The sequence below is a fragment of the Pseudooceanicola profundi genome, assembly GCF_050897955.1.
In the GTDB taxonomy this organism is placed as follows: Bacteria; Pseudomonadota; Alphaproteobacteria; order Rhodobacterales; family Rhodobacteraceae; genus Pseudooceanicola.
This window is the reverse complement of sequence record NZ_JBPAXZ010000001.1, coordinates 418,476-440,825: the sequence shown is the minus strand read 5'-3', so window position 1 is coordinate 440,825 and position 22,350 is coordinate 418,476. Positions and strand designations below refer to the sequence as shown.

Genomic DNA, 22,350 nt, shown 5'->3' with positions numbered 1-22,350 from the left:
AATCCCCTTCGGAAAAAATCCTGGCCTCGCGCCGGAAGTTCCTGACCGGCACCGCCGCCGGCGCCGTGGGCGCGCTGGCCGCGCCCGCCGCCATCTCGCAGACCGGCCCGATCAAATGGCGCCTGCAGACCTATTCCGGCGCGCCGCTGGGCGCCCACGTCATCAAGCCGCAGATCGAGGCCTTCAACAAGGCCGCCAATGGCGAGATGGAGATCGAGCTCTACTACGCTGACCAGCTGGTCCCCACGGGCGAGCTGTTCCGCGCCATGCAGTCCGGCGTGATCGACGCGGTGCAGTCCGATGAGGCGACCATGGCCTCCCCGGTCGATATCTCCGTCTTCGGCGGCTACTTCCCCTTCGCCACGCGCTACTCGCTCGATGTGCCCGCGCTCTTCCGCTACTACGGGCTCAAGGAAATCTGGGAAGAGGCCTATGCCGAGGTCGACAATGTCACCTGGCTGTCGGCCGGGGCTTGGGATCCGCTGCACATCTTCACCAAGGAGCCGATCAATTCGCTGGCCGACATGAAGGGCAAGCGCGTCTTCGGCGTGCCGACCGCCGGCAGGTTCCTGTCAAAATACGGGCTCATCCCCGTGACCGTGCCGTGGGACGACGTCGAAGTGGCGCTGCAGACCGGCGAGCTCGACGGCGTCGCATGGTGTGGCTTTACGGAGGCTTATGAGGTCGGTTGGGCAGATATCTGCAACTATGCCCTTACGAACTCCGTCACTGGCGCATGGTTTGGTTCGTATTTTGCAAATACCGCCTCCTGGGACAAGGTGCCGCCGGACCTGCAGGAGCTCTACCTCATGTCCATCGACCAGTCGCATTACTACCGCGCCCAGTGGTACTGGGGCGGCGAGGCCAAGCTGCGGGTTGAGGGCGAGAAGATGGAACTGACCTCCATCCCGCCCGAGGAATGGGCCACCGTCACCAAGGATGCGGAAGCCTTCTGGGACGAGGTCGCTGCCTCCGGCGAGCGTCCGAAGAAGGTCGTGGAGGCCTTCAAGAAATACGCCGCCACGATGGAGAAGGCGGGCTATCCCTACCGCTGAGTTCGGCTTAGGCTGAGGGGGCGGGCCGGAGCGGTCCGCCCCTTTCCCGTGAATGGACCTGTTGTCCGGGTCCTTGACCGGGACACTGCACGGGCTGACCGGCATCATGCTATGCAAGGTGCCGCGACGCCCTGATCGAATGCCCCGCCCGGCGGCACGCCGGGCAGCGCCGACCCGCCCCCCCGGGGCGGCGCTATGGCGCCACCCCGCGGGACGGCGCTGCCCTCATCGCTCATCACAGACCTTGGGGAGGTCCTGCCAGGGAACGGCCAAAACAGATGACCTACCGCATCGCCCTCGGCGGAGAGACCTTCCGCTTCGACACAATGGCCGCGCTGATGGCCTGCGCCACGCCCGCCCGCTCGGGCGATGCTCTGGCCGGGATCGCAGCGGAGAGTGACGTGCAGCGCGTCGCCGCCCAGATGATCCTCGCCGATCTGCCCCTGTCGGATTTCCTGGCCACCGCCCTCATCCCCTATGAGGATGACGAGGTCACCCGCCTGATCCTCGACACCCATGACACCACGGCCTTCGCCCCCGTCCGGTCGATGACCGTTGGTGCCTTCCGCGAATGGCTGCTGTCGGATGCCGCCACACCCAAAGCCCTGGCCAAACTCGCCCCCGGCATCACCCCGGAAATGGCCGCAGCCACGTCGAAGATCATGCGTAACCGCGACCTGATCGCCGTGGCGCGGAAATGCGAGGTCACGACGGCCTTCCGCACCACGCTGGGCCTGCCCGGACGCCTCGGCTCGCGGCTTCAGCCGAACCACCCGGCGGATGACATGAAGGGCATCGCGGCCTCCACGCTCGACGGGCTCTCCTACGGGATCGGCGATGCGGTGCTGGGCATCAACCCGGCCACCGACAATATCGCCAATGCCACCGACCTGCTCATGATGCTCGACGAGCTGCGGGAGAAATACGCCATCCCGACCCAGACCTGCGTCCTGACCCATGTCACCAATACGATCGAGATGATCGGGCAGGGTGCGCCGGTGGACCTCGTCTTCCAGTCGGTTGCAGGCACCCAGAAAGCCAACGAAGGCTTCGGCGTAACGCTCGCGATGCTGAAGGAGGCGCAGGAGGCCGCCCTCTCCCTGAACCGCGGCACGACCGGCCAGAATGTCATGTATTTCGAGACGGGGCAGGGATCGGCCCTGTCGGCCGATGCCCATCACGGCGTCGACCAGCAGACGCTGGAGGCGCGTGCCCAGGCCGTCACCCGCGCCTATGCGCCGCTCATCGTCAATACGGTCGTGGGCTTCATCGGGCCGGAATACCTCTACGATGGCAAGGAGATCATCCGCGCGGGCCTAGAGGATCACTTCTGCGGCAAGCTCATGGGCGTGCCCATGGGCTGCGACGTCTGCTACACCAACCATGCGGAGGCCGATCAGAACGATATGGATGTGCTGATGACCCTTCTGGCCGATGCGCGCGTGCATTTCCTGATCGGCGTGCCGGGGGCGGATGACATCATGCTGAACTACCAGAGCCTGTCCTTCCACGATATCGCCTATCTCCGCAGCTCCTTCGGGCTGAAGGCCGCGCCGGAATTCGAGGCCTGGCTGGAGGGGATGGGCATCACGGCGGGCGGTCTGCTGGCCGGTGACACCCCGCGCCTGCTGGAGGCCGGATGACCGATACCCCCGCTGATAAGGCAACCGATCCCTGGGCCCGGCTCCGCGCCGCCACCCCCGCCCGCATCGGGCTGGGCCGGGTGGGCGCGGGCCTGCCGACCGCCGCGCAGATGGAATTCCAGTTCGCTCATGCCCGCGCCCGCGACGCCGTTCACACGCCGCTGGACGTCGCCGCACTAACGGCAGAGCTAGAAGACCTCGCGCCGATCACCGTCACCTCCGACGCGCCCGACCGCACGACCTACCTGCGCCGCCCCGACCTCGGCCGCCGTCTGGCAGAGGCCGATCTGCCCGAGACCGGCGCCGATGTGGTCTTTATCCTCGCCGATGGCCTCTCCTCCGCCGCGCTCGCCGCCCACGGCGCCAATGTCCTGCGGGCGACCCTGCCGAAACTCGACGGCCTCAGCATCGCGCCCCCCGTCATCGCCACCCAGGCCCGCGTGGCGCTCGGCGATGCCATCGCCGCGCAGATGAAGGCCCGCCTTGTCGTCACGCTGATTGGCGAACGGCCCGGGCTGACCGTGGCCGACAGCCTCGGCGCCTATATCACCTATGGCGCGAAACCCGGCACGCCCGACAGCCTGCGCAATTGCATCTCCAATATCCACGGGCGCGGCGGGCTGACGCCCGATCTGGCCGCCCACAAGATCGCCTGGCTGGTGCGGGAAGCGCTCTCCCGCAAGCTGACCGGCACCGGCCTCAAGGAAAACGCAGGCCTGCCCGCGCCCGCACCGGCCCCAAAACTCCAGGACTGACGGAAAGACCCGCACCATGCCCGACCTGATCCTCCGCAACGCCACGCTGCCTGATGGCCGCACCGGGCAGGACATCGCCATCGAAAAGGGCCGGATCACGGCGGTGGAGCCGGGCATTACAGCCGAGGCTGCCGAAGTGATCGACGCGCAGGGCAACCTCGTCACGCCCCCCTTTGTCGACCCGCATTTCCACATGGATGCGACCCTGTCGCTAGGCCTGCCGCGCATGAATGTCTCGGGCACTTTGCTCGAAGGTATCGCGCTCTGGGGCGAACTCCGCCCCACGCTGACGAAAGAGGCGCTGATCGAACGGGCTGTCCGCTACTGCGATCTGGCCGTGTCGAAGGGCCTGCTGGCCGTCCGCTCCCATGTCGATACCTCCGATCCGCGCCTCGTCACGGTCGAGGCGCTGCTGGAGGTGCGGGAGATCGTCTCCCCCTATCTCGACCTGCAGCTGGTGGCCTTCCCGCAGGACGGCCTCTACCGCAATCCGGAGGGCGAGGCGGCCCTGATCCGCGCCCTCGACATGGGGGTGGAGATCGTCGGCGGCATCCCGCATTTCGAACGCACCATGGCAGAGGGGCAGCGCTCCGTCGAAACCCTCTGCCGTCTGGCGGCGGAGCGGGGCCTGCGCGTCGACATGCATTGCGACGAGACGGATGACCCCATGTCCCGCCATATCGAGACGCTGGCAGCCGAAACGATCCGCCACGGGCTGCAGGGCAGGGTGGCTGGGTCGCATCTGACCTCCATGCATTCGATGGACAATTACTATGTCTCGAAACTCCTGCCCCTGATGGCAGAGGCGCAGGTGGCCGCGATCCCCAATCCGCTGATCAACATCATGCTGCAGGGCCGCCACGACACCTATCCCAAGCGGCGCGGCCTGACCCGCGTTCCGCAGATGCTGGAGATGGGGATTGATGTCGGCTTCGGTCAGGACTGCGTGCTGGACCCCTGGTATTCCATGGGCACCGGCGATCTTCTGGACGTGGCCCACATGGCGTTGCATGCGACGCAGCTCGGCTCTCAGGACGACAAGCGCGCGCTCTTCGACTGCGTGACGGTGAATTCGGCCAGGATCATGGGGCTGGAGGGCTATGGCCTCGCCCCCGGCTGCCGCGCCGACATGGTGATCCTGCAGGCAAATGACCCGGCAGAGGCGATCCGCCTGCGGCCCAACCGGCTCAAGGTCATCCGGGCGGGCAAGGTCATTGCGGAGATCGCGCCAGAGATCACGACCCTGTCGCTGGCAGGCAGGCCCGAAACCCTCGACCCGGCCGCCTACGCGCCGCGCAATGTGACGGGCTGAGGGACAGGCCGGTCCCGGTGGCCGGACGGTTCTGACCATTTGGTCAATTTCTGCGCATCCACGCCTTGCCGACGCCTGCATAGCGGCCCGCAGCCTTGACAGGACGTTACGTCACGCGCCCCAATCCCTGCATGCCGCAGAGACGGCCCAGACAGAGGCCCGCAAGGGACCAACCGGGAGATTTCCATGACCAGACTGACCCTCAACCGCCGCCGCCTGCTGGCCACCGGCGCCGCCGCAACGGCCCTGCCGCTTTTCTCGCCCAGCGTCCTGCGCGCCCAGACCAAGGTGAAGGTCGCGGGTATCCATGCCTCCCCGGTGGAGAACGCCTGGAACTCCGTCCTGCATGCCGCCATGGTCTCCGCCGCCGAGGAAGGCGTGATCGAATACACCTTCTCCGAAGGCGTCTCGGGCACCGACTATCCCCGCGCTATGCGTGAATACGCGGAGGCCGGCAATGTGCTGATCGTGGGCGAGGCCTATGCGGTTGAGCGTGAGGCCCGCACCGTTGCCGCCGACTATCCCGATACCTCCTTCCTGCTCGGCTCCTCCGGCGACGCGGCGGGCGACAATTTCGGCGTCTTCGGCACCTGGAACTGGGAAGCGGCCTATCTCGCCGGGATGCTGGCGGGCGCAATGACCGAAACCGGCACCGTGGGCTCTGTCGGGGCGATCCCGATCCCGGAGGTCAATATGCTGATCAACGGCTTTGCCGACGGCGTGAAGGCGGTGAACCCGGAGGCCAAGCACCTCGTGAACTTCATCGGCACCTTCTTTGACCCGCCCAAGGCCCGCGAGGCCGGTCTCGCCCTGATCGACGGCGGCGCGGATATCCTCTTTGGCGAACGGATCGGCACGGCCGATGCCGCGCAGGAAAAGGGGATCAAGGCCATCGGCTCGATGATCGACTATACGCCGCGCTACCCCGAAACGGTCTTTGCCAATGCGCTCTGGTCCTTCCGGCCGCTGCTCGATGCGGCGCTGGCCGATGCGACCTCGGGCAATCCCACGGGCAAGAACTACACGCCGCTCAGCCTGATGAAGGACGGCGGCAACGACATCAACTATGTCGAGGGCGCCGCCCCCGCAGAGGCCGTGGCCAAGATGGAAGAGGTCCGCGCCGCCATCAAGGCCGGCGAATTCGAAGTGCCGCGCAACTTCGACGAGCCGAAATAACCGAAGACCCGCCGGCCCGGCCCATCGAAAGACCGGGCCGGCGCCGCCGGTTGGCTGCCCCCTGGCCGTTATGGCCTCCGCGCCGCCCCCCCTTTCTCTGGTCCTGCAAATATCCCGGGGGAGTCGCCGCAGGCGACGGGGGCAGCGCCCCCATCCTTCAGCCGCTGTCCCGTATCGCCGTGCCTCCAGTCCTCGAACTCTCCCATATCACCAAGCGCTTCGGCCCGGTCACGGCGAACGAGGATGTCTCCCTGCACCTGAACCGCGGCGAGATCATCGCGCTGCTGGGCGAAAACGGCGCGGGCAAGACCACGCTCATGTCCATCCTTTTTGGCCATTACACGGCGGATGAGGGCACAGTGCGGGTCGACGGCGCAGACCTGCCCCCCGGCAAGCCCCGCGCCGCGATCCGGGCGGGCGTCGGCATGGTGCATCAGCATTTCGCGCTCGCCCCCAACCTGACCGTGCTGGAAAACGTCATGGTGGGCACGGAACGGCTCTGGCGGGCGCGGTCGGACCGGGCCGCCGCGCGCGCCAAACTGACGGCCCTGTCGGACCGCTTCGGCCTGAAGGTGGACCCCGATGCCCGCGTCTCCGACCTCTCGGTCGGCGAATGCCAGCGGGTGGAGATCCTCAAGGCGCTCTATAACGACGCCCGCATCCTGATCCTCGACGAACCGACCGCCGTGCTGACCGCACAGGAATCCGAAGGCCTCTTTGGCACGCTGCGGGAGATGGTCGCGCAGGGCCTCTCGCTCATCTTCATCTCCCACAAGCTGCATGAGGTCATGTCGGCCGCCGACCGCGTGGTCGTGCTGCGCCGGGGCCGCGTGGTGGCCGAACGCGCCACCTCCGCCACCTCCAAGGCGGAACTGGCCGAACTCATGGTCGGCCGCGCGGTGACCCGGCCCACCCGCGCGCCCTCCACCCCCGGCGAGGTCATCCTCGAGGGCAGGGGGCTGACGCTGGGCGGCAAGGGCGGCGCGTCGCTCCACGGCGTCGACTTCCAGCTCCGCGCGGGCGAGACGCTGGGGATCATCGGCGTCTCCGGCAATGGCCAGACGACGCTGGCGGGGCTGGTCTCCGGCCTCTATCCGCCGGACGCCGGTCAGCTGCTGATCCGGGGGCAGGCGCCCGCCCGCCATGACGTTCCCCAGGCCATCGCCAGCGGTATCGGCCGCATCCCCGAAGACCGCCATGCCGAGGGCACGATCGGCGACATGGCCACATGGGAAAACGCGGTGCTCGAACGCATCTGGTCGCCCGAGTTTTCCGCCCGCGGCATCGTCCGCCGCGGCCCGGCCCGCGACCTGACCGACCGGATCATCCAGGGCTATGACGTCCGCGGCGCCACGCCCGATGCCCGCATCCGCCTGCTGTCGGGCGGCAATATGCAGAAGCTGATCCTTGGCCGGGTGCTGGAGGCGGGGCCGGATATCCTCGTCGCCGCCCAGCCCTCCCGCGGGCTCGATGAAGGCGCCATCGCGGGCGTCCATGCCAAGCTGCTGGAGGCGCGGGGGCGCGGTGCAGGCGTGCTTCTGATCTCCGAGGATCTGGAAGAGGTCATCGGCTTGTCGGACCGTATCCAGGCCATCGTGAACGGCCGCCTGTCCCCGCCGATCCCGGTCGAACGGGCCGATGCCCGGACACTGGGCCTGATGATGGCCGGCGACTGGTCGGTGACGGAGCCTGCCAATGCGCTTTGAACGTCGCGACCATCCCTCCCGCCTGCTGACGGTGCTGGCGCCGCTGGGTGCGGTGCTGGCGGCGCTGATCGTCGCGGGCCTGCTCATCGCCATTGCGGGCGCCAACCCGATCCGGGCCTACGGGCTGATCCTCAAGGGCGCCTTCGGCTCCCGCCTCGGCATATCGGAGACGCTGACGCGCACGACGCCGCTGATCCTCACGGGCCTCGCCGCCGCCGTGGCCTTTCGCGCCCGGCTCTGGAATATCGGGGGGGAAGGGCAGTTCTACCTTGGCGCCATTGCCGTGGCAGGCTTTGGCATGATGCCCATGGTCGCCGCCATGCCCGCGCCGCTGGCAATCCTCACCAGCCTGATCGCGGGCGCCGTGGCGGGGATGCTCCTGCTGCTGGGCCCGCTGCTGCTGCGGCTGAAATTCGGCGTGGACGAGGTGGTCACGACCCTGCTCCTGAACTTCGTGGCCGTCCTCTTCGTGTCGCTGATGATCGAAGGAGCGATGAAGGACCCGCTGGCCTTTGGCTGGCCGCAATCCGTGCCGATCCCCGACAGCGCCGTCCTGCCCAAGCTTCTCGCCCGGTCCCGGCTGCATGCCGGGCTGCTGATCGCGCTGGCCATGGCCGCCGCAATCTGGTGGCTCCAGGCGCGGTCGGTCTTCGGGATGAAGGCGCGGGCGGCTGGCCTCAACCCGCGCGCCGCCGCGTTTGCCGGGGTCAGCCTGCCGAAGACCCTGGTCGCCGTCGCCTGCCTCTCGGGCGGCCTTGCCGGTCTTGCGGGCGCGATCGAGGTCATGGGGGTCAAGGGCTATGTCACCACCGACCTCTCGCCCAGCTACGGCTATTCCGGCATCGTCATCGCCATGCTGGCCAATCTCAACCCGCTGGGCGTGATCCTTGCCGCGCTCTTCTCCGCCACCATGTTTGTGGGCGCGGACAGTATGAGCCGGGCTTTGTCGATCCCCTCCTATATCGCCGATGTCACGGTGGCGCTGTCGCTGCTGACCATGCTGGTCGCGATCTTCCTCACGCAATACCGGGTGCGCCGATGACCGTGCTTTTCGATATCCTCGGATCGGTCGGCCTGTGGGAGGCGGTGCTGCGCATCGCCACGCCGTTGATCTTCGGCACGCTGGGTGTGCTGCTGTGCGAACGTGTCGGCGTGCTGAACCTCGGGATCGAGGGGATCATGACCTTCGGCGCCATGATCGGCTGGCTGACCGTCTATGGTGGCGGCGACCTCTGGACGGGGATGGCCGTCGCTGCGCTGTCGGGGGCGATGTTCGGCCTGCTGCATGCGCTGATGACCGTGCCGCTGGGGCTGTCGCAGCATGTGACGGGGCTGGGGATCACGCTCTTTGCCTCCTCCTTCTCCTATTATGTCTTCCGTCTGGCGGTGCCGACCTCCTCCTCCCCGCCGACGGTCACGCCGTTCAAGCCGTTTCCGCTGCCGGTCCTGTCTGAGATCCCCTTCATCGGCCCCGTCCTTTTTGACCAGACAAGCCCCACCTATCTGGCGATCGCGCTGGTGCTGGCGCTGGTCTGGCTGCTCTACCGCACGCCCCTCGGCCTCGCCATGCGCATGACCGGAGAGAACCCGCATGCGGTGGAGGCGCAGGGCATCGACCCGATCCTGCTGCGCATCGGCACGATCATGGCGGGATCGGCGCTGATGGCCATGGGCGGCGCCTTCCTGACGCTGGCGGCCTTCAACAGCTTCTTCCCGACGATGGTGCAGGGCAGGGGGTGGATCTGCGTGGCGCTGGTGGTCTTTGCCTCGTGGAAACCGGCGCGGGCGCTGACCGGCGCGCTGCTCTTCGCCTTCTTCGACGCCTTCCAGCTGCGGCTGCAGACGGTGGTCGAAGGCGTGCCCTACCAGATCTTCCTGATGCTGCCCTACCTGCTGTCCATCGTGGCGCTGGTCGTCATGGCGCGGCGGGCGCGGGTGCCGCAGGCGCTGATGCAGCCCTATAGGCGGGGCGAGCGGTAGGGAGGATTCGCGCCGCCCGGCCCCCGGCAGGGGGCATAACGGCCCGGAATTCTTCACAAAGCGGGCAAATTTCAGACGCCATGCCGCGCTGCGGTACATTTTTGTGCAACTTTTCGGCGGCGCGGCACACTTTTCATCCCTGCAACGCCGTCCGTGAAGAAAACGCTTCCCAGCCGGGGAAAAGGTGCGTTATCCATTCATCAACCGGCTGCAATGGCGCAGCGGGTTACCGAATTCCCACTGACAGGGACAGCTGAGCAAAGCCGCTCGCACTCCGCCGATTACGATCTCGGCGTGATGTGCTGCGGCTTTTTTTCATTTGCTCCGTCCTGTCAGGCCGGAGCACCACCGGAAAGGAATGACGACGTGAAGACCTTCGTATACGGCCTCGCCGCCTCCGCCCTCTTCGCCATCCCGGCCTCTGCCGAGATGCTGGAACTGGAAAAAGACGAACTGAAGTTCGGCTTCATCAAGCTGACCGATATGGCACCGCTCGCAGTCGCCTATGAACAGGGCTATTTCCTCGACGAAGGTCTCTTCGTCACGCTGGAAGCCCAGGCCAACTGGAAAGTGCTGCTGGACGGCGTGATTGGCGGACAGCTGGATGGCGCGCATATGCTGGCGGGTCAGCCCCTCGCGGCGACCATCGGTTTCGGCACCGAAGCCCACATCATCACCCCCTTCTCCATGGACCTCAACGGCAACGGCATCACCGTGTCGAACGAGATCTGGGACCAGATGAAGCCGAACATCCCGCAGGATGCCGACGGCAAGCCGCAGCACCCGATCTCTGCCGAGGCGCTAGCGCCGGTGGTCGAGAAGTACAAATCCGAAGGCAAGCCCTTCAACATGGGCATGGTTTTCCCCGTGTCGACCCACAACTACGAGTTGCGTTACTGGCTGGCCGCTGGCGGTCTGCACCCGGGCTACTACTCGCCGGACAACATCTCCGGCCAGATCGGCGCCGATGTGCTGCTCTCCGTGACGCCGCCGCCGCAGATGCCCGCAACCCTCGAAGCCGGCACGATCTACGGCTACTGCGTGGGTGAGCCTTGGAACCAACAGGCTGTCTTCAAAGGCATCGGCGTTCCGGTCATCACCGATTACGAGCTGTGGAAGAACAACCCGGAGAAGGTCTTCGGCATCTCCGCAGAGTTCGCCGAAGCCAACCCGAACACCACGCTGGCCGTGACCAAGGCGCTGATCCGTGCCGCCATGTGGCTGGACGAAAACGACAACGCCAACCGTATGGAAGCCGTTGAAATCCTTGCAAAGCCCGAATACGTCGGCGCCGATGCCGAGGTGATCGCGAACTCCATGACCGGCACTTTCGAATACGAGAAGGGCGACAAGCGTGAGGTCCCCGACTTCAACGTGTTCTTCCGTTACAACGCGACCTATCCCTTCTATTCCGACGCCGTCTGGTATCTGACCCAGATGCGCCGCTGGGGCCAGATCTCCGAAGCCAAGCCCGACAGCTGGTACGATGAGGTCGCGAAATCCGTCTACAAGCCGGAAATCTACCTCGAAGCCGCCCGCATGCTGGTCGACGAAGGTCTCGCCAACGAAGCCGACTTCCCCTGGGACAGCGACGGCTACAAGGAACCGACCCCGGCAGCCGACATCATCGACGGCATCACCTACGACGGCAAGGCACCCAACGCCTATCTCGACAGCCTGCCGATCGGCCTGAAAGGCGAGCAGATCGTCGAAGGCACCGAGGTCAAGGGCTAAGGCCCGTCCGGGCGGGGCCCGACCCCGCCCGGCCACGCTACGAGCAGTGTGCCCGGCAACGAGCACGCACAGGATAGGTCCCGCCCGCTCTCCCTCGGGCGGGGCCGCCCCAATAGCAAACCCGAACCGGCCGCAACGGCGTGGCTAAACAGAACCTAAACTCCTCAGGAATAGACCCATGACCGCAATCGATCATCAGGATCTGGACGCCGCCAAGGAAGCCCGCCGCGCCCGGCTCTTTACCGCCATCAACAAGGCCGACAAATGGCTGACCGTTCTGGGCCTCGCCTGGGTCGCGCCGATCATCAAGGCCGCCGCCGGGGACAACCCGCAGACCCAGATGAAGGAAGTCTGGCGCCTGCTGGGCGTCCCGCTTCTGGCCATCGCCGTCTTCCTGCTGCTCTGGGGCAACCTCGCCCCGCGCGTTCAGACCTCCCTCGGCGCCGTGCCGGGGCCTGCACAGGTCTGGGAAGAGGCCGTGGGCCTGCACACGGATGCACAGGACAAGGCCGCCAAGAAGGCCAAGTTCGAGGAAATGGTCGCCAAGCGGAACGAAAAGCTCATCGCCGCAGGCAAAGAAGATCAGGTGAAAACCGTCGCCTACACCGGTTCGCCCAGCTATTACGAACAGATCTGGACCTCCATCAAGACCGTCTTCTTCGGCTTCCTGATCGCCACCGCCGTGGCCGTCCCCATGGGGATCGCCGCCGGCCTGTCGCAGACGGCCAATGCCGCGCTGAACCCGCTGATCCAGATCTTCAAACCGGTCTCGCCGCTGGCCTGGCTGCCGATCGTCACCATGATCGTCTCTGCCGTCTACACGACGAATGACGGGCTCTTCTCCAAGTCCTTCCTGATCTCGGCCATCACCGTGACGCTCTGCTCGCTCTGGCCGACGCTGATCAACACCGCGCTCGGCGTGGCCTCCATCGACAAGGACCTCGTCAACGTCTCCAAGGTTCTGAAGATGAACACCTGGACCAAGATCACCCGCCTGGTCCTGCCTTCCGCCCTGCCGCTGATCTTCACCGGTCTGCGTCTGTCCCTCGGTGTGGGCTGGATGGTTCTGATCGCGGCAGAGATGCTGGCGCAGAACCCGGGCCTTGGCAAATTCGTCTGGGATGAATTTCAGAACGGCTCTTCCAGTTCCCTCGCCAAGATCATGGTCGCCGTCTTCACCATCGGCATCATCGGCTTCCTGCTGGACCGGGTCATGTACGCCCTTCAGGCCGCCTTCACCTTCACGAACAACCGCTGACCGGCGCTCAGGCGCGCAACGCGGACACGCGAAAGGACAAACACCATGGGTATCCTGACGTTTGACAATGTTTCCAAAAGCTTCGGCCAAGGCACCAACGCCGCCCATGTGCTGAAGGGGATCAACCTCGACGTAGCAGAAGGCGAGTTCCTCGTGATCCTCGGCTTCTCCGGCACCGGCAAGACGACCCTCATCAATCTGATGGCGGGCCTCGACGAGCCGACCACCGGCACGGTCACCTTCAAGGGCAAGCCGATTGCCGGCCCGGGCCCAGAACGGGGCGTCATCTTCCAGAACTACTCCCTGATGCCCTGGCTGACGGTGCAGGGGAACGTGCAGCTGGCGCTCGACTCGGTCTTCCCCTCCATGGGCAAGGTCGAAAAGGCCCAGACCGTGGCGCGCTATATCAAGATGGTGGGCCTCTCGCATGCCGCCAGCCGCCGTCCGGCGGAGCTGTCGGGCGGGATGCGCCAGCGGGTGAACGTTGCCCGCGCCCTGGCGATGAACCCCGAGGTGCTGCTGCTGGACGAGCCGCTTTCGGCCCTCGACGCGCTGACCCGCGCCAACCTCGCCGATGAGATCGAACAGATCTGGCAGCAGGACAAGAAGACCTGCGTCCTCATCACCAATGACGTGGACGAGGCCATCGTTCTGGCCGACCGCATCGTGGCGCTGAACCCCGACGGGACGCTGGGGGCTGAATTCAAGGTCACCATCCCCCGCCCGCGCGAACGCACGGCGATGAACCATGACGAGACCTTCAAGAAACTGCGCGCCGAGGTGACGAACTACCTGATGGACGTGGGCATTTCCACGCGTCCCGAAGGCTCGCGCATCCTGCCCGACATCAAGCCGCAGCACACCCATGATGCGGCGGGCGATGCGTTGCCCTCGGCCCTTGTCGATGCCCAGAAAGGCATGCTCGACCAGCGCTACCTCAGCTTCGAGGGCCTGCATAAGGTCTACCCGACGCCCAAGGGTCCGCTGACCGTGGTGGAGGATTTCAACCTCAAGCTTGACCGGGGCGAGTTCATTTCCCTCATCGGGCATTCCGGCTGCGGCAAATCCACCGTGCTGACCATGACCGCCGGGCTGAACGACATCTCCAAGGGGGTTATCAAGCTCGACGGCTACGATGTGCAGGGAGCGGACCCGGAACGCGCGGTGGTATTCCAGTCGCCGAACCTCTTCCCCTGGCTCACCGCCCGCGAAAACGTCGCGATCGGTGTCGACAAGGTCTATCCCAAGGCCAGCCGGGCCGAACGTCAGGACGTGGTCGATTACTACCTCGAACGCGTGGGCCTGGGCGACAGCATGAACAAATCCGCCGCAGAGATGTCCAATGGCATGAAGCAGCGCGTCGGCATCGCCCGCGCCTTTGCCCTCTCGCCGAAACTGCTGCTGCTGGATGAACCCTTCGGCATGCTCGACAGCCTTACCCGCTGGGAACTGCAGGAGGTGCTGATGGAGGTCTGGTCCCGCACCAAGGTAACCGCCATCTGCGTCACCCATGACGTGGACGAGGCGATCCTGCTGGCCGACCGCGTCGTCATGATGACCAACGGGCCGCAGGCCACCATCGGCAAGATCGTCAACGTGGACCTGCCGCGCCCGCGCACCCGCAAGGCGCTGCTGGAACATCCCGATTACTACCTCTACCGCGAACAGGTTCTTGATTTCCTTGAGGAATATGAACACGGCGCCAAGGGGAAATCGGCCGCCAAGGCAGAAGCCAAGAAACAGAAAGCGGCCTGAGCCGCAGCGACAAGGAGAGACGGAATGGAAGACCAGCAGATCGCCCTCGTTCAGGAGAGCTTCGCCAAGGTTGTCCCGATCAAGGATGCGGCGGCGGACATCTTCTATACCGACCTCTTCGAGACCGCGCCGGAGGTGAAGCCCTATTTCGCCAATGCCGACATGGCCGAACAGGGGGCCAAGCTGATGGCGACGCTCGCGGTTGTCGTCAACGGGCTGCGCAACCTGCCGGCCATCGTGCCCGTCGCCGAAAAGCTGGCCATCGCCCATGTCGCCTACGGCGTGAAGGCCGAGGATTACGGCAAGGTCGGCGCGTCGCTCCTCCGGACCCTTGAGAAGGGCCTGGGCGAGGGGTTCACGCCCGAGGTGAAAGACGCCTGGACCACCGCCTACGGCACCCTGTCTGGCGTCATGATCGCGGCCGCCTATCCGGACGCCGCTCAATAAACAACGGGGCATTCAGCCCGACCATTCAAGTGAGACGAACCATGGAAGCAGCAGTCGAAACACCCACCCGCACCTTTATCGAGGTCAGCGAGGTCTGGGTTCCCGAAGACGGCCGGCTTGTGCTGGCCGAGGGCAACTACGCCGGGCTCGACGCCTTCGAGGAAGCCTCCCGCCGGACCAGCTTTGGCATGGGCGAGGGGCTGCCGGGCAAGGCCTGGGCCGAAGCGCGCCCGGTCGTTCTGAAAAGCTTTGACGGCTCCTACTTTAAGCGGATCGAGGCGGCGGCAGAGGCCGGCCTCACCAGCGCCGTCGCCATCCCGGTCTTTGACGAGGACGAGCTGAAGGCGGTTCTGGTTGTGCTCTGCGCCGATGACGACAGTCGCACCGGCGCCATCGAGGTCTGGGCCGGCAAGGATGACCTGCTGATGCTGGAGGACGGCTATTACGGCGCCGCCAAGCATTTCGAATGGGTCTCTCAGCACACGCATTTCCCGCGCGGGCAGGGGCTTCCCGGCGGCGTCTGGGCGGCGGAAACGCCGATCCTGATGCGTGACCTGGGCTCCGGCTACCGTTTCATCCGTGCTGAAAGCGCGGGCAAGGCGGGGCTGACCACCGGCCTCGGCCTTCCCGTGCCGGTGCCGGGTGTCGCGCCCTATGTCGTCACGCTGCTCTCGGCCCGCGGCACGCCCATTGCCCGCCGGTTCGAGATCTGGGACGCCCGCGCCGCCAAGGTTGGCAAATCCGGCGATGCCGTTCTGGCCGACGGTGTCTGCGAACGCGACGGCCCGCTCTGGGATGAGGACAACCCGCGCCACGCCACGCCGTGGAAAGGCGCCATCGGCCGCGCGCTTGGCACCGGTATCCCGGTGGTCGAGGGCGGCAAGCCCGGTCTGGCCGCCGGATATGGCTCCATGGTCGCCCTTCCCATCCACCAGCATGGCGAAGTCTCGCACGTCGTCGCCTGGTACGTCTGACACCCGCTTTCGGCCCTGCGCCAAGGAGACCTGAAAATGCAGAAACTTGTCGTCATCGGAGCGGGCATGGCATCCGGCCGGATGCTGGAGCACCTGTTCGACGCCGATCCCTCGGCCTATGAGGTCACGCTGTTCAACACGGAACCGCGCGGCAATTACAACCGCATCATGCTCTCCCCGGTGCTGTCGGGCGAGAAGAGCTTTGCCGAGATCGTCACCCATAATGACGACTGGTATGACCATCACAAAATCACCTGCCGCTTCGGGGAAAAGGTCGAGACTATCGACCGGGAGCGGAAGGTCGTCATCGGCGCCAAGGGGGAGGTCGCCTATGACAAGCTGGTGCTGGCCACCGGCTCCGCCCCCTTCATCATCCCGTGCCCGGGCCACAAGCTGCCCGGCGTCGTGGCCTTCCGCGATCTGGAAGACGTGGATGCGATGAAGGAGGCCGCGGGGACACGCGGCCATGCGGTGGTGATCGGCGGCGGCCTCTTGGGGCTTGAGGCCGCCGCCGCCCTGCGCCTGCAGGGCATGGAAGTGACCGTGCTGCACCTGATGGGCCACCTGATGGAGCGTCAGCTGGACGAGGCGGCGGGCTACCTGCTGCGCAAGGACCTTGAAAAGCGCGGCATCAAGGTGATCACCAAGGCCTCCACCAAGGAGATTCAGGGCACCGACAAGGTCGAAAGCGTCCTGCTGGAGGATGGCACTGTCCTTCCCGCCGATATCGTCGTGATGGCCGTGGGCATCCGCCCGGCGACAGCACTGGGGCAGGACGCGGGCCTCGACATGGGGCGCGCGATCAAGGTCGACGCCCAGATGCGCACCTCCGACCCCGATATCTACGCGGTTGGCGAATGTGTGGAGTTTGACGGCAATCTCTTCGGCCTCGTTGCGCCGCTCTACGATCAGGCCAAGGTGCTGGCCAAGTCGCTGACCGGGGAGGAGGACGTCTTCAAGGTCAAGGAAATCTCCACCAAGCTCAAGGTCACGGGCTGTGACCTCTTCTCCGCCGGGGATTTTGCCGAGGGCGAGGGCCGCGAGGACATCGTCTTCCGCGACCCCGCGCGCGGCGTCTACAAACGGCTGGTGATCGAGGACGACCGCCTGATCGGCGCCGTCATGTATGGCGACACGGCCGACGGCAGCTGGTTCTTCGGCCTGATCAAGGACGGCACCGACGTGTCGGAGATGCGCGATACGCTGATCTTTGGACCGGCTTTTCAGGGGGGCGGCTCCGCGGACCCTCTCTCAGCCGTTGCAGCCTTGCCGGATGATGCGGAAATCTGCGGCTGCAACGGCGTTTGCAAAGGTGACATCGTGGCGGCAATCAATGCCGGCGCAACCGACCTCGGGGCGATCAAATCGACGACCAAGGCAAGTGCCTCCTGCGGGACCTGCACGGGGCTCGTCGAACAGGTGCTTCAGGTCACGCTGGGCGATGAGTTCGTCATGCCGACGGTGCAGCCGATCTGCGCCTGCTGCGACCTCACCCATGAGGACGTGCGCCGCCTGATCAAGACGAAGGAGCTGAAGAGCCAGCCCGCCGTCTGGCAGGAACTCGGCTGGAAAACCCCCAACGGCTGCCATGTCTGCCGCCCGGCGGTGAACTTCTACCTGCTGGCCGACTGGCCGCTGGAATACGAAGACGACCTCCAGTCCCGTTTCGTCAACGAACGCAAGCATGCAAACATCCAGAAGGACGGCACCTTCTCCGTCATGCCGCGCATGTGGGGTGGCATGACCGACGCGAACGAGCTGCGCGTCATCGCCGATGCGGCGGAGAAATACGGCGCGGCGGTCAAGGTGACGGGCGGCCAGCGGATCGACCTGCTGGGCGTCAAGGGCGAGGATCTGCCGGGTATCTGGTCCGATCTGAACGATGCGGGCATGGTCTCCGGCCACGCCTATTCCAAGGGGTTGCGGACGGTGAAAACTTGCGTCGGCAAGGACTGGTGCCGCTTCGGCACGCAGGACAGCACCGGGCTTGGCATCAAGCTGGAAAAGATCCTCTGGGGCTCCTGGACCCCGCATAAGGTGAAGCTCGGGGTGTCAGGCTGCCCCCGCAACTGCGCGGAGGCAACCTGCAAGGACGTGGGCATCGTCTGCGTCGACTCTGGCTACCAGATCGGTGTCGCAGGTGCTGCGGGCATGGATGTGAAGGAAACCGAACGTCTGGCCGATGCCAGGACGGAGGAGGAGGCGATCGAGCTCACCACCGCCTTCATCCAGCTTTACCGCGAGAATGCCAAATACCTCGACCGGCCCTATAAATGGGTCGCCAAGGTCGGGCTCGACTGGGTCAAGGCGCGGGTCGTCGACGATCTGGAGGAACGCCGCCGCCTGGTGGAGGCCTTCGAGGTCTCGCAATCCGTCTACCGCAAGGATCCCTGGGCCGATCACGTCCAGAACCGTGCCCGCAGCTACGCGCCGCTGGCGGATCTCACGCAGGAGGCGGCGGAATGAGTTGGGCTTTGCTTATGGTTGGGCTGCTCGTCCCGCTGCACCTGATGGCCGCGGGGCAAAACCGCCTCGCCACCGCCCGCGCGGCACGCCGGGCGGGTCCTGTGACCGGCGCGGCACAACATTCATCCATGCACCCAGTGCCCCCCCAAGGAGACCAAAGATGAACTGGATCGACATCTGCTCCATCGAGGACATCCCGCAGCGCGGCGCCCGCCTCGTGAAGACCGCCGTGGGCTGCATTGCCATCTTCCGCACCGGCGAGGCAGAGGTTTTTGCCGCCTCCAACACCTGCCCCCACAAGGGCGGGCCGCTGGCCGATGGCATCGTGCACGGCCAGAAGATCACCTGCCCGCTGCACAACATGGTCTTTGACCTGAACACCGGGCAGGCCGTGGGCGAAGACCACCGCATCGCCACCTATCCGGTCCAGATCGCAGACGGCCGTGTCCTGCTCGACGGGGATGCCGTCGCCAAGCGGAGTGCGGCCTGATGGACGGGGCCCAGCTGCCTGAAACCCGGTCGACCTGCCCCTATTGCGGGGTGGGCTGCGGGGTGCTGCTCCGCCCGGACGGGCAGGGGGGCCTCACCGTCAGGGGCGACCCGGAGCATCCGGCCAACCGCGGCCGCCTTTGCTCCAAGGGCTCTGCCCTGGGCGAGACGGTCACAACACTGGGCCGCCTGACCGCGCCGCAGGTCGCAGGCCGCGACACCGACTGGGATACGGCGCTCCAACTCGTCGCCGACCGGTTCCGCGAAACCGTCGAACAGTACGGGCCCGACAGCGTTGCCTTCTACGTCTCCGGCCAGCTCCTGACAGAAGATTACTACATCGCCAACAAGCTGATGAAAGGCTTCATCGGCTCGGCCAATATCGACACGAATTCAAGGCTCTGCATGGCCTCCACCGTGGCTGGCCACCGCCGCGCCTTTGGCACGGACACCGTGCCCCAGACCTATGAGGATCTGGAGCAGGCCGATCTGATCGTCCTCGTCGGCTCCAACCTCGCCTGGTGCCACCCGATCCTCTTCCAGCGCATCCTCGCCGCGCAAAAGGAGCGCGGCACGAAGATCGTCGTCATCGACCCCCGCCGTACCGCCACCTGCGACGCGGCAGAGATGCACCTGGCCATTGCGCCCGGCGGCGATGTGGCGCTTTTCAACCGGCTGCTGGCGGGACTATTCGAACGCGGCGCGATCGACCGCGATTTTCTTCAGCACGTTGAAGGGTTCGACAAGGCGCTTCATGCGGCCCTGACAGAGAATACCAGCGCCTCCGGCCTGACCGAGGAGGAAATGCAGGCCTTCTGCGACCTCTTCATTGCCAATGAAAAGGTTGTCACCGTCTTCAGCCAGGGCGTGAACCAGTCCTCCTCCGGCAGTGACAAGGTCAATGCGATCCTCAACTGCCATCTGGCCACCGGACGCATCGGCAAGCCGGGTTGCGGGCCGCTCTCCGTCACCGGCCAGCCTAATGCCATGGGCGGGCGGGAGGTCGGCGGGCTTGCCAATATGCTGGCCTGCCATCTGGATATCGAAAACGCCGAACACCGCGCCGCCGTGCGCGGCTTCTGGGACGCGCCCACCATGGCCGACCATCCCGGTCTCAAGGCTGTCGACATGTTCCGCGCCGTGGGCGAGGGGCAGATCAAGGCGCTCTGGATCATCCACACCAACCCCGCCGTCACCATGCCCGATGCCGACCGGGTGCGCGACGCCATCGTGGGCTGTGATTTCACCGTGGTCAGCGACATCACCGGCGCCACGGATACAGCACGCCTTGCAGATGTGCTGCTGCCCGCCACCGCCTGGGCGGAAAAGGACGGAACGGTCACCAATTCCGACCGTACCATGAGCCGCCAGCGCGCCGTGCTGACCGCCCCGGGCACCAGCCGCCCCGACTGGCACATGCTGGCCGAAGTCGGCCGCCGCATGGGCTGGACCGCCGCCTTCGACTATGAAACCCCTGCGGAGATCTTCCGCGAATATGCCGCACTTTCGGGCATTGCGGGGCGCATGTTCGGGCGGGATTTCGACATCTCCGGCCTGATGGAGATCACCGATTCCGAATACGACAGCTTCGCGCCGACCCGCTGGCCGGTCTCAGACGCCAAGACGGGCGGGCGCTTCTTCGCGGATGGTAAATTCTTCCACGCCGATGGCCGCGCCCGCATGCTGCCGCTGCGCTGGCAGCCGCCCGCCGCGAAGACGGACCGCAAATATCCCTTCCGCCTGAACACCGGCCGGATCCGCGACCAGTGGCATACGATGACGCGCACCGCGCTCAGCCCGCGCCTCTCGGCCCATCTGGCCGAACCCTTCCTTGAGATCCATCCGGGCGATGCCCGCAATCTGGGGATCAGCGCCTCCGATCTGGTGTCGGTCACCGGGCCCACGGGCAAGGCCATCCTGCGCGCCCGCATCACCGATGCCGTCCAGCCCGGTCAGGTCTTTGCCCCCATGCACTGGACCGGCGAAACCGCACCCTCAGCCCGGATCGACGCGCTGGTGCCCTCCGTTACCGACCCGGTCTCCGGCCAGCCGGAGAGCAAGGCCGCCGTCGCCGCCGTCGCCCGGTTTGACGCCAAATGGTACGGCTTTGCCGTCTCCGCCCGGCCCATGGCGTTGCAGGCCGATTACTGGGCGCTCGCCCGGACCGAAGCGGGCTACCGCGCCGAACTCGCCGCCACGACCGAGATCGCGGATTGGGAGGCCGAGGCGCGCCGCCTCTTCAACGCCCCCGACGCCCAGGTGGCCATCATCGAGGACAAGGCGCGCGGCATGGCGCGTGTGGCCCTCTCTGACGAGACCGGCGTCATAGGCGCGATCTTTGTCGCGCGGGAGCCCGTGGCGGTCATGCGCGACTACCTCGCCGGTCTGCCCGGCAGCGAGGCGCCGCAGATTCTGGGTGGCCGTCGCCCCGCAGGTCAGCTAGACCCGGGGCCAGTGCTCTGCTCCTGCTTCGGCGTGGGCGTGAACACGATCATCCGCGCCATCGAGGGCGGCGCCGTCTCGGTCGAGGCCGTGGGCGAGGCGCTCCAAGCGGGCACCAACTGCGGCTCCTGCCGGCCCGAGATCAAGGCCCTGCTGGAGGCGCAACTGACGAAGGAAGCTGCCGAATGACCCTTGCCCCCCATGTCCGGACTTTGGCACGGGGACAGGGCCGCTCACGCTCCCTCACACAGGACGAGGCACAGGATGCCATGGCGCAGATGCTGGCCGGGGGCGCTGACCCCGAGGCCATCGGCGCCATCCTGATGCTGCTGCGGATGAAGGGCGAAACGGCGGAGGAGATCGCCGGCTTCACCGCCGCCGCCCAAATGGCCGCGCCTGTGGCCAGCGGCGTCGACCTCGACTGGTCCTCCTATGCGGCGGGCCGGACCCGCGGGGCGCCGTGGTTCCTGCATTCCGCCCGTCTGGTCGCCGATGCGGGCTACCGCGTGTTGATCCACGGCTGGAACGGCCCGGACATGAAAATCCGCGACGGTCTGGGCGCCGTGGGCATCACCATGGCCGAGACGGGGGCGGAGGCCGCCCGCCTGCTCGACCGCGACGGGATCGCGTACCTTAAGCTGGAAACGGCGCATCCCGCGCTCTTCCATCTTTTGAACCTGCGGCCGGTCTTTGGCCTACGCTCCTGCGTCAACACGGTCTGCCGGATGCTGAACCCGGCGCGGGCAGGGGCCTCTGTCCAGGGGGTCTTCCATCCCTCCTACCGGGAGCTTCAGGCCGATGCGGCGGCGCTGCTGGGCTGGCAGCAGATGACGGTCATCAAGGGCGGCGGCGGTGAATTCGAACGTCACCCGGGCAAGGAGATCGCCGCCTTCGGCCTGCGCGACGGGCTGAGCTGGGAGGCGGCCTTTCCGGCGCTGAGCGAGGAGGTGCGGCGGCTGAAGCCCTCCGAGGATGCGGGCTTCGGACCGTTTGAGGAGCAGATCATCCTTGGCACCGCCGCGCTGGCGCTGGAGACGCTGGCCGGGGCGGAAAGCACGGGCCGGGCCGGGGAGCTCTGGCAGGATTGTCGGTTCCGGCCTGAGTTTACGGTGTAAGCTTCAGTCGGGTTCATCATTTTCCTAAGAGATGAGGTCTTAA

General features: G+C 66.1%; 17 protein-coding genes. All 17 read left to right on the top strand.

Annotated elements, in window-relative coordinates:
- The first annotated feature begins 20 nt into the window (after positions 1-20).
- The 17 genes from dctP (at position 21) to ACRARG_RS02055 (ending at position 22,307) form a co-directional block, all read left to right on the top strand.
- Positions 21-1,055, top strand: coding sequence for a TRAP transporter substrate-binding protein DctP (gene dctP / locus ACRARG_RS02135; RefSeq protein ID WP_432691304.1), 1,035 nt, complete (start codon positions 21-23; stop codon positions 1,053-1,055).
- A gap of 278 nt (positions 1,056-1,333) precedes the next feature.
- A complete protein-coding gene (locus ACRARG_RS02130; RefSeq protein WP_432688326.1) occupies positions 1,334-2,698 on the top strand; it encodes an ethanolamine ammonia-lyase subunit EutB in 1,365 nt (454 codons plus the stop codon).
- Positions 2,695-3,453: an ethanolamine ammonia-lyase subunit EutC gene (gene eutC / locus ACRARG_RS02125; protein WP_432688325.1), complete on the top strand. Its 759-nt coding sequence runs from the start codon at positions 2,695-2,697 to the stop codon at positions 3,451-3,453. The genes ACRARG_RS02130 and eutC overlap by 4 nt, the downstream gene beginning before the upstream one ends.
- Positions 3,454-3,469: 16 nt before the next feature.
- Entirely contained in the window at positions 3,470-4,765 is a 1,296-nt protein-coding gene (locus ACRARG_RS02120; protein ID WP_432688324.1) for an amidohydrolase family protein, read from the top strand.
- A gap of 186 nt (positions 4,766-4,951) precedes the next feature.
- A complete protein-coding gene (locus ACRARG_RS02115) occupies positions 4,952-5,941 on the top strand; it encodes a BMP family protein (RefSeq protein WP_432688323.1) in 990 nt (329 codons plus the stop codon).
- A 179-nt stretch (positions 5,942-6,120) separates the two neighbouring features.
- Complete coding sequence (locus ACRARG_RS02110; protein WP_432688322.1) at positions 6,121-7,647, top strand: ABC transporter ATP-binding protein; 1,527 nt, start codon at positions 6,121-6,123, stop codon at positions 7,645-7,647.
- Positions 7,637-8,689: an ABC transporter permease gene (locus tag ACRARG_RS02105; protein WP_432688321.1), complete on the top strand. Its 1,053-nt coding sequence runs from the start codon at positions 7,637-7,639 to the stop codon at positions 8,687-8,689. The genes ACRARG_RS02110 and ACRARG_RS02105 overlap by 11 nt, the downstream gene beginning before the upstream one ends.
- Positions 8,686-9,627 (top strand): ABC transporter permease, encoded by a 942-nt coding sequence (locus ACRARG_RS02100; protein ID WP_432688320.1) that lies wholly within the window; start codon positions 8,686-8,688, stop codon positions 9,625-9,627. Before ACRARG_RS02105 ends, ACRARG_RS02100 begins: the two co-directional genes overlap by 4 nt.
- 429 nt (positions 9,628-10,056) lie before the next feature.
- Positions 10,057-11,361, top strand: a complete 1,305-nt coding sequence (locus ACRARG_RS02095; protein ID WP_432691303.1) for a CmpA/NrtA family ABC transporter substrate-binding protein — start codon at positions 10,057-10,059, stop codon at positions 11,359-11,361.
- A gap of 178 nt (positions 11,362-11,539) precedes the next feature.
- Complete coding sequence (locus ACRARG_RS02090) at positions 11,540-12,619, top strand: ABC transporter permease (protein WP_432688319.1); 1,080 nt, start codon at positions 11,540-11,542, stop codon at positions 12,617-12,619.
- A 45-nt stretch (positions 12,620-12,664) separates the two neighbouring features.
- A complete protein-coding gene (locus tag ACRARG_RS02085; protein WP_432688318.1) occupies positions 12,665-14,374 on the top strand; it encodes an ABC transporter ATP-binding protein in 1,710 nt (569 codons plus the stop codon).
- A 24-nt stretch (positions 14,375-14,398) separates the two neighbouring features.
- Positions 14,399-14,821 carry a globin family protein gene (locus tag ACRARG_RS02080; RefSeq protein WP_432688317.1) on the top strand — a complete coding sequence of 141 codons (423 nt, stop codon included), beginning with the start codon at positions 14,399-14,401 and terminating at the stop codon, positions 14,819-14,821.
- Between the two features lie 41 nt (positions 14,822-14,862).
- Complete coding sequence (locus tag ACRARG_RS02075) at positions 14,863-15,795, top strand: GAF domain-containing protein (protein WP_432688316.1); 933 nt, start codon at positions 14,863-14,865, stop codon at positions 15,793-15,795.
- A gap of 36 nt (positions 15,796-15,831) precedes the next feature.
- Complete coding sequence (gene nirB / locus ACRARG_RS02070) at positions 15,832-18,261, top strand: nitrite reductase large subunit NirB (protein WP_432688315.1); 2,430 nt, start codon at positions 15,832-15,834, stop codon at positions 18,259-18,261.
- A 160-nt stretch (positions 18,262-18,421) separates the two neighbouring features.
- Positions 18,422-18,751 carry a nitrite reductase small subunit NirD gene (nirD, locus tag ACRARG_RS02065; RefSeq protein ID WP_432688314.1) on the top strand — a complete coding sequence of 110 codons (330 nt, stop codon included), beginning with the start codon at positions 18,422-18,424 and terminating at the stop codon, positions 18,749-18,751.
- On the top strand, positions 18,751-21,381 hold the full coding sequence (locus ACRARG_RS02060; protein WP_432688313.1) for a nitrate reductase: 2,631 nt from the start codon (positions 18,751-18,753) through the stop codon (positions 21,379-21,381). The genes nirD and ACRARG_RS02060 overlap by 1 nt, the downstream gene beginning before the upstream one ends.
- Positions 21,378-22,307 (top strand): glycosyl transferase family protein, encoded by a 930-nt coding sequence (locus ACRARG_RS02055; RefSeq protein WP_432688312.1) that lies wholly within the window; start codon positions 21,378-21,380, stop codon positions 22,305-22,307. Before ACRARG_RS02060 ends, ACRARG_RS02055 begins: the two co-directional genes overlap by 4 nt.
- The last annotated feature ends 43 nt before the right edge of the window (positions 22,308-22,350 follow it).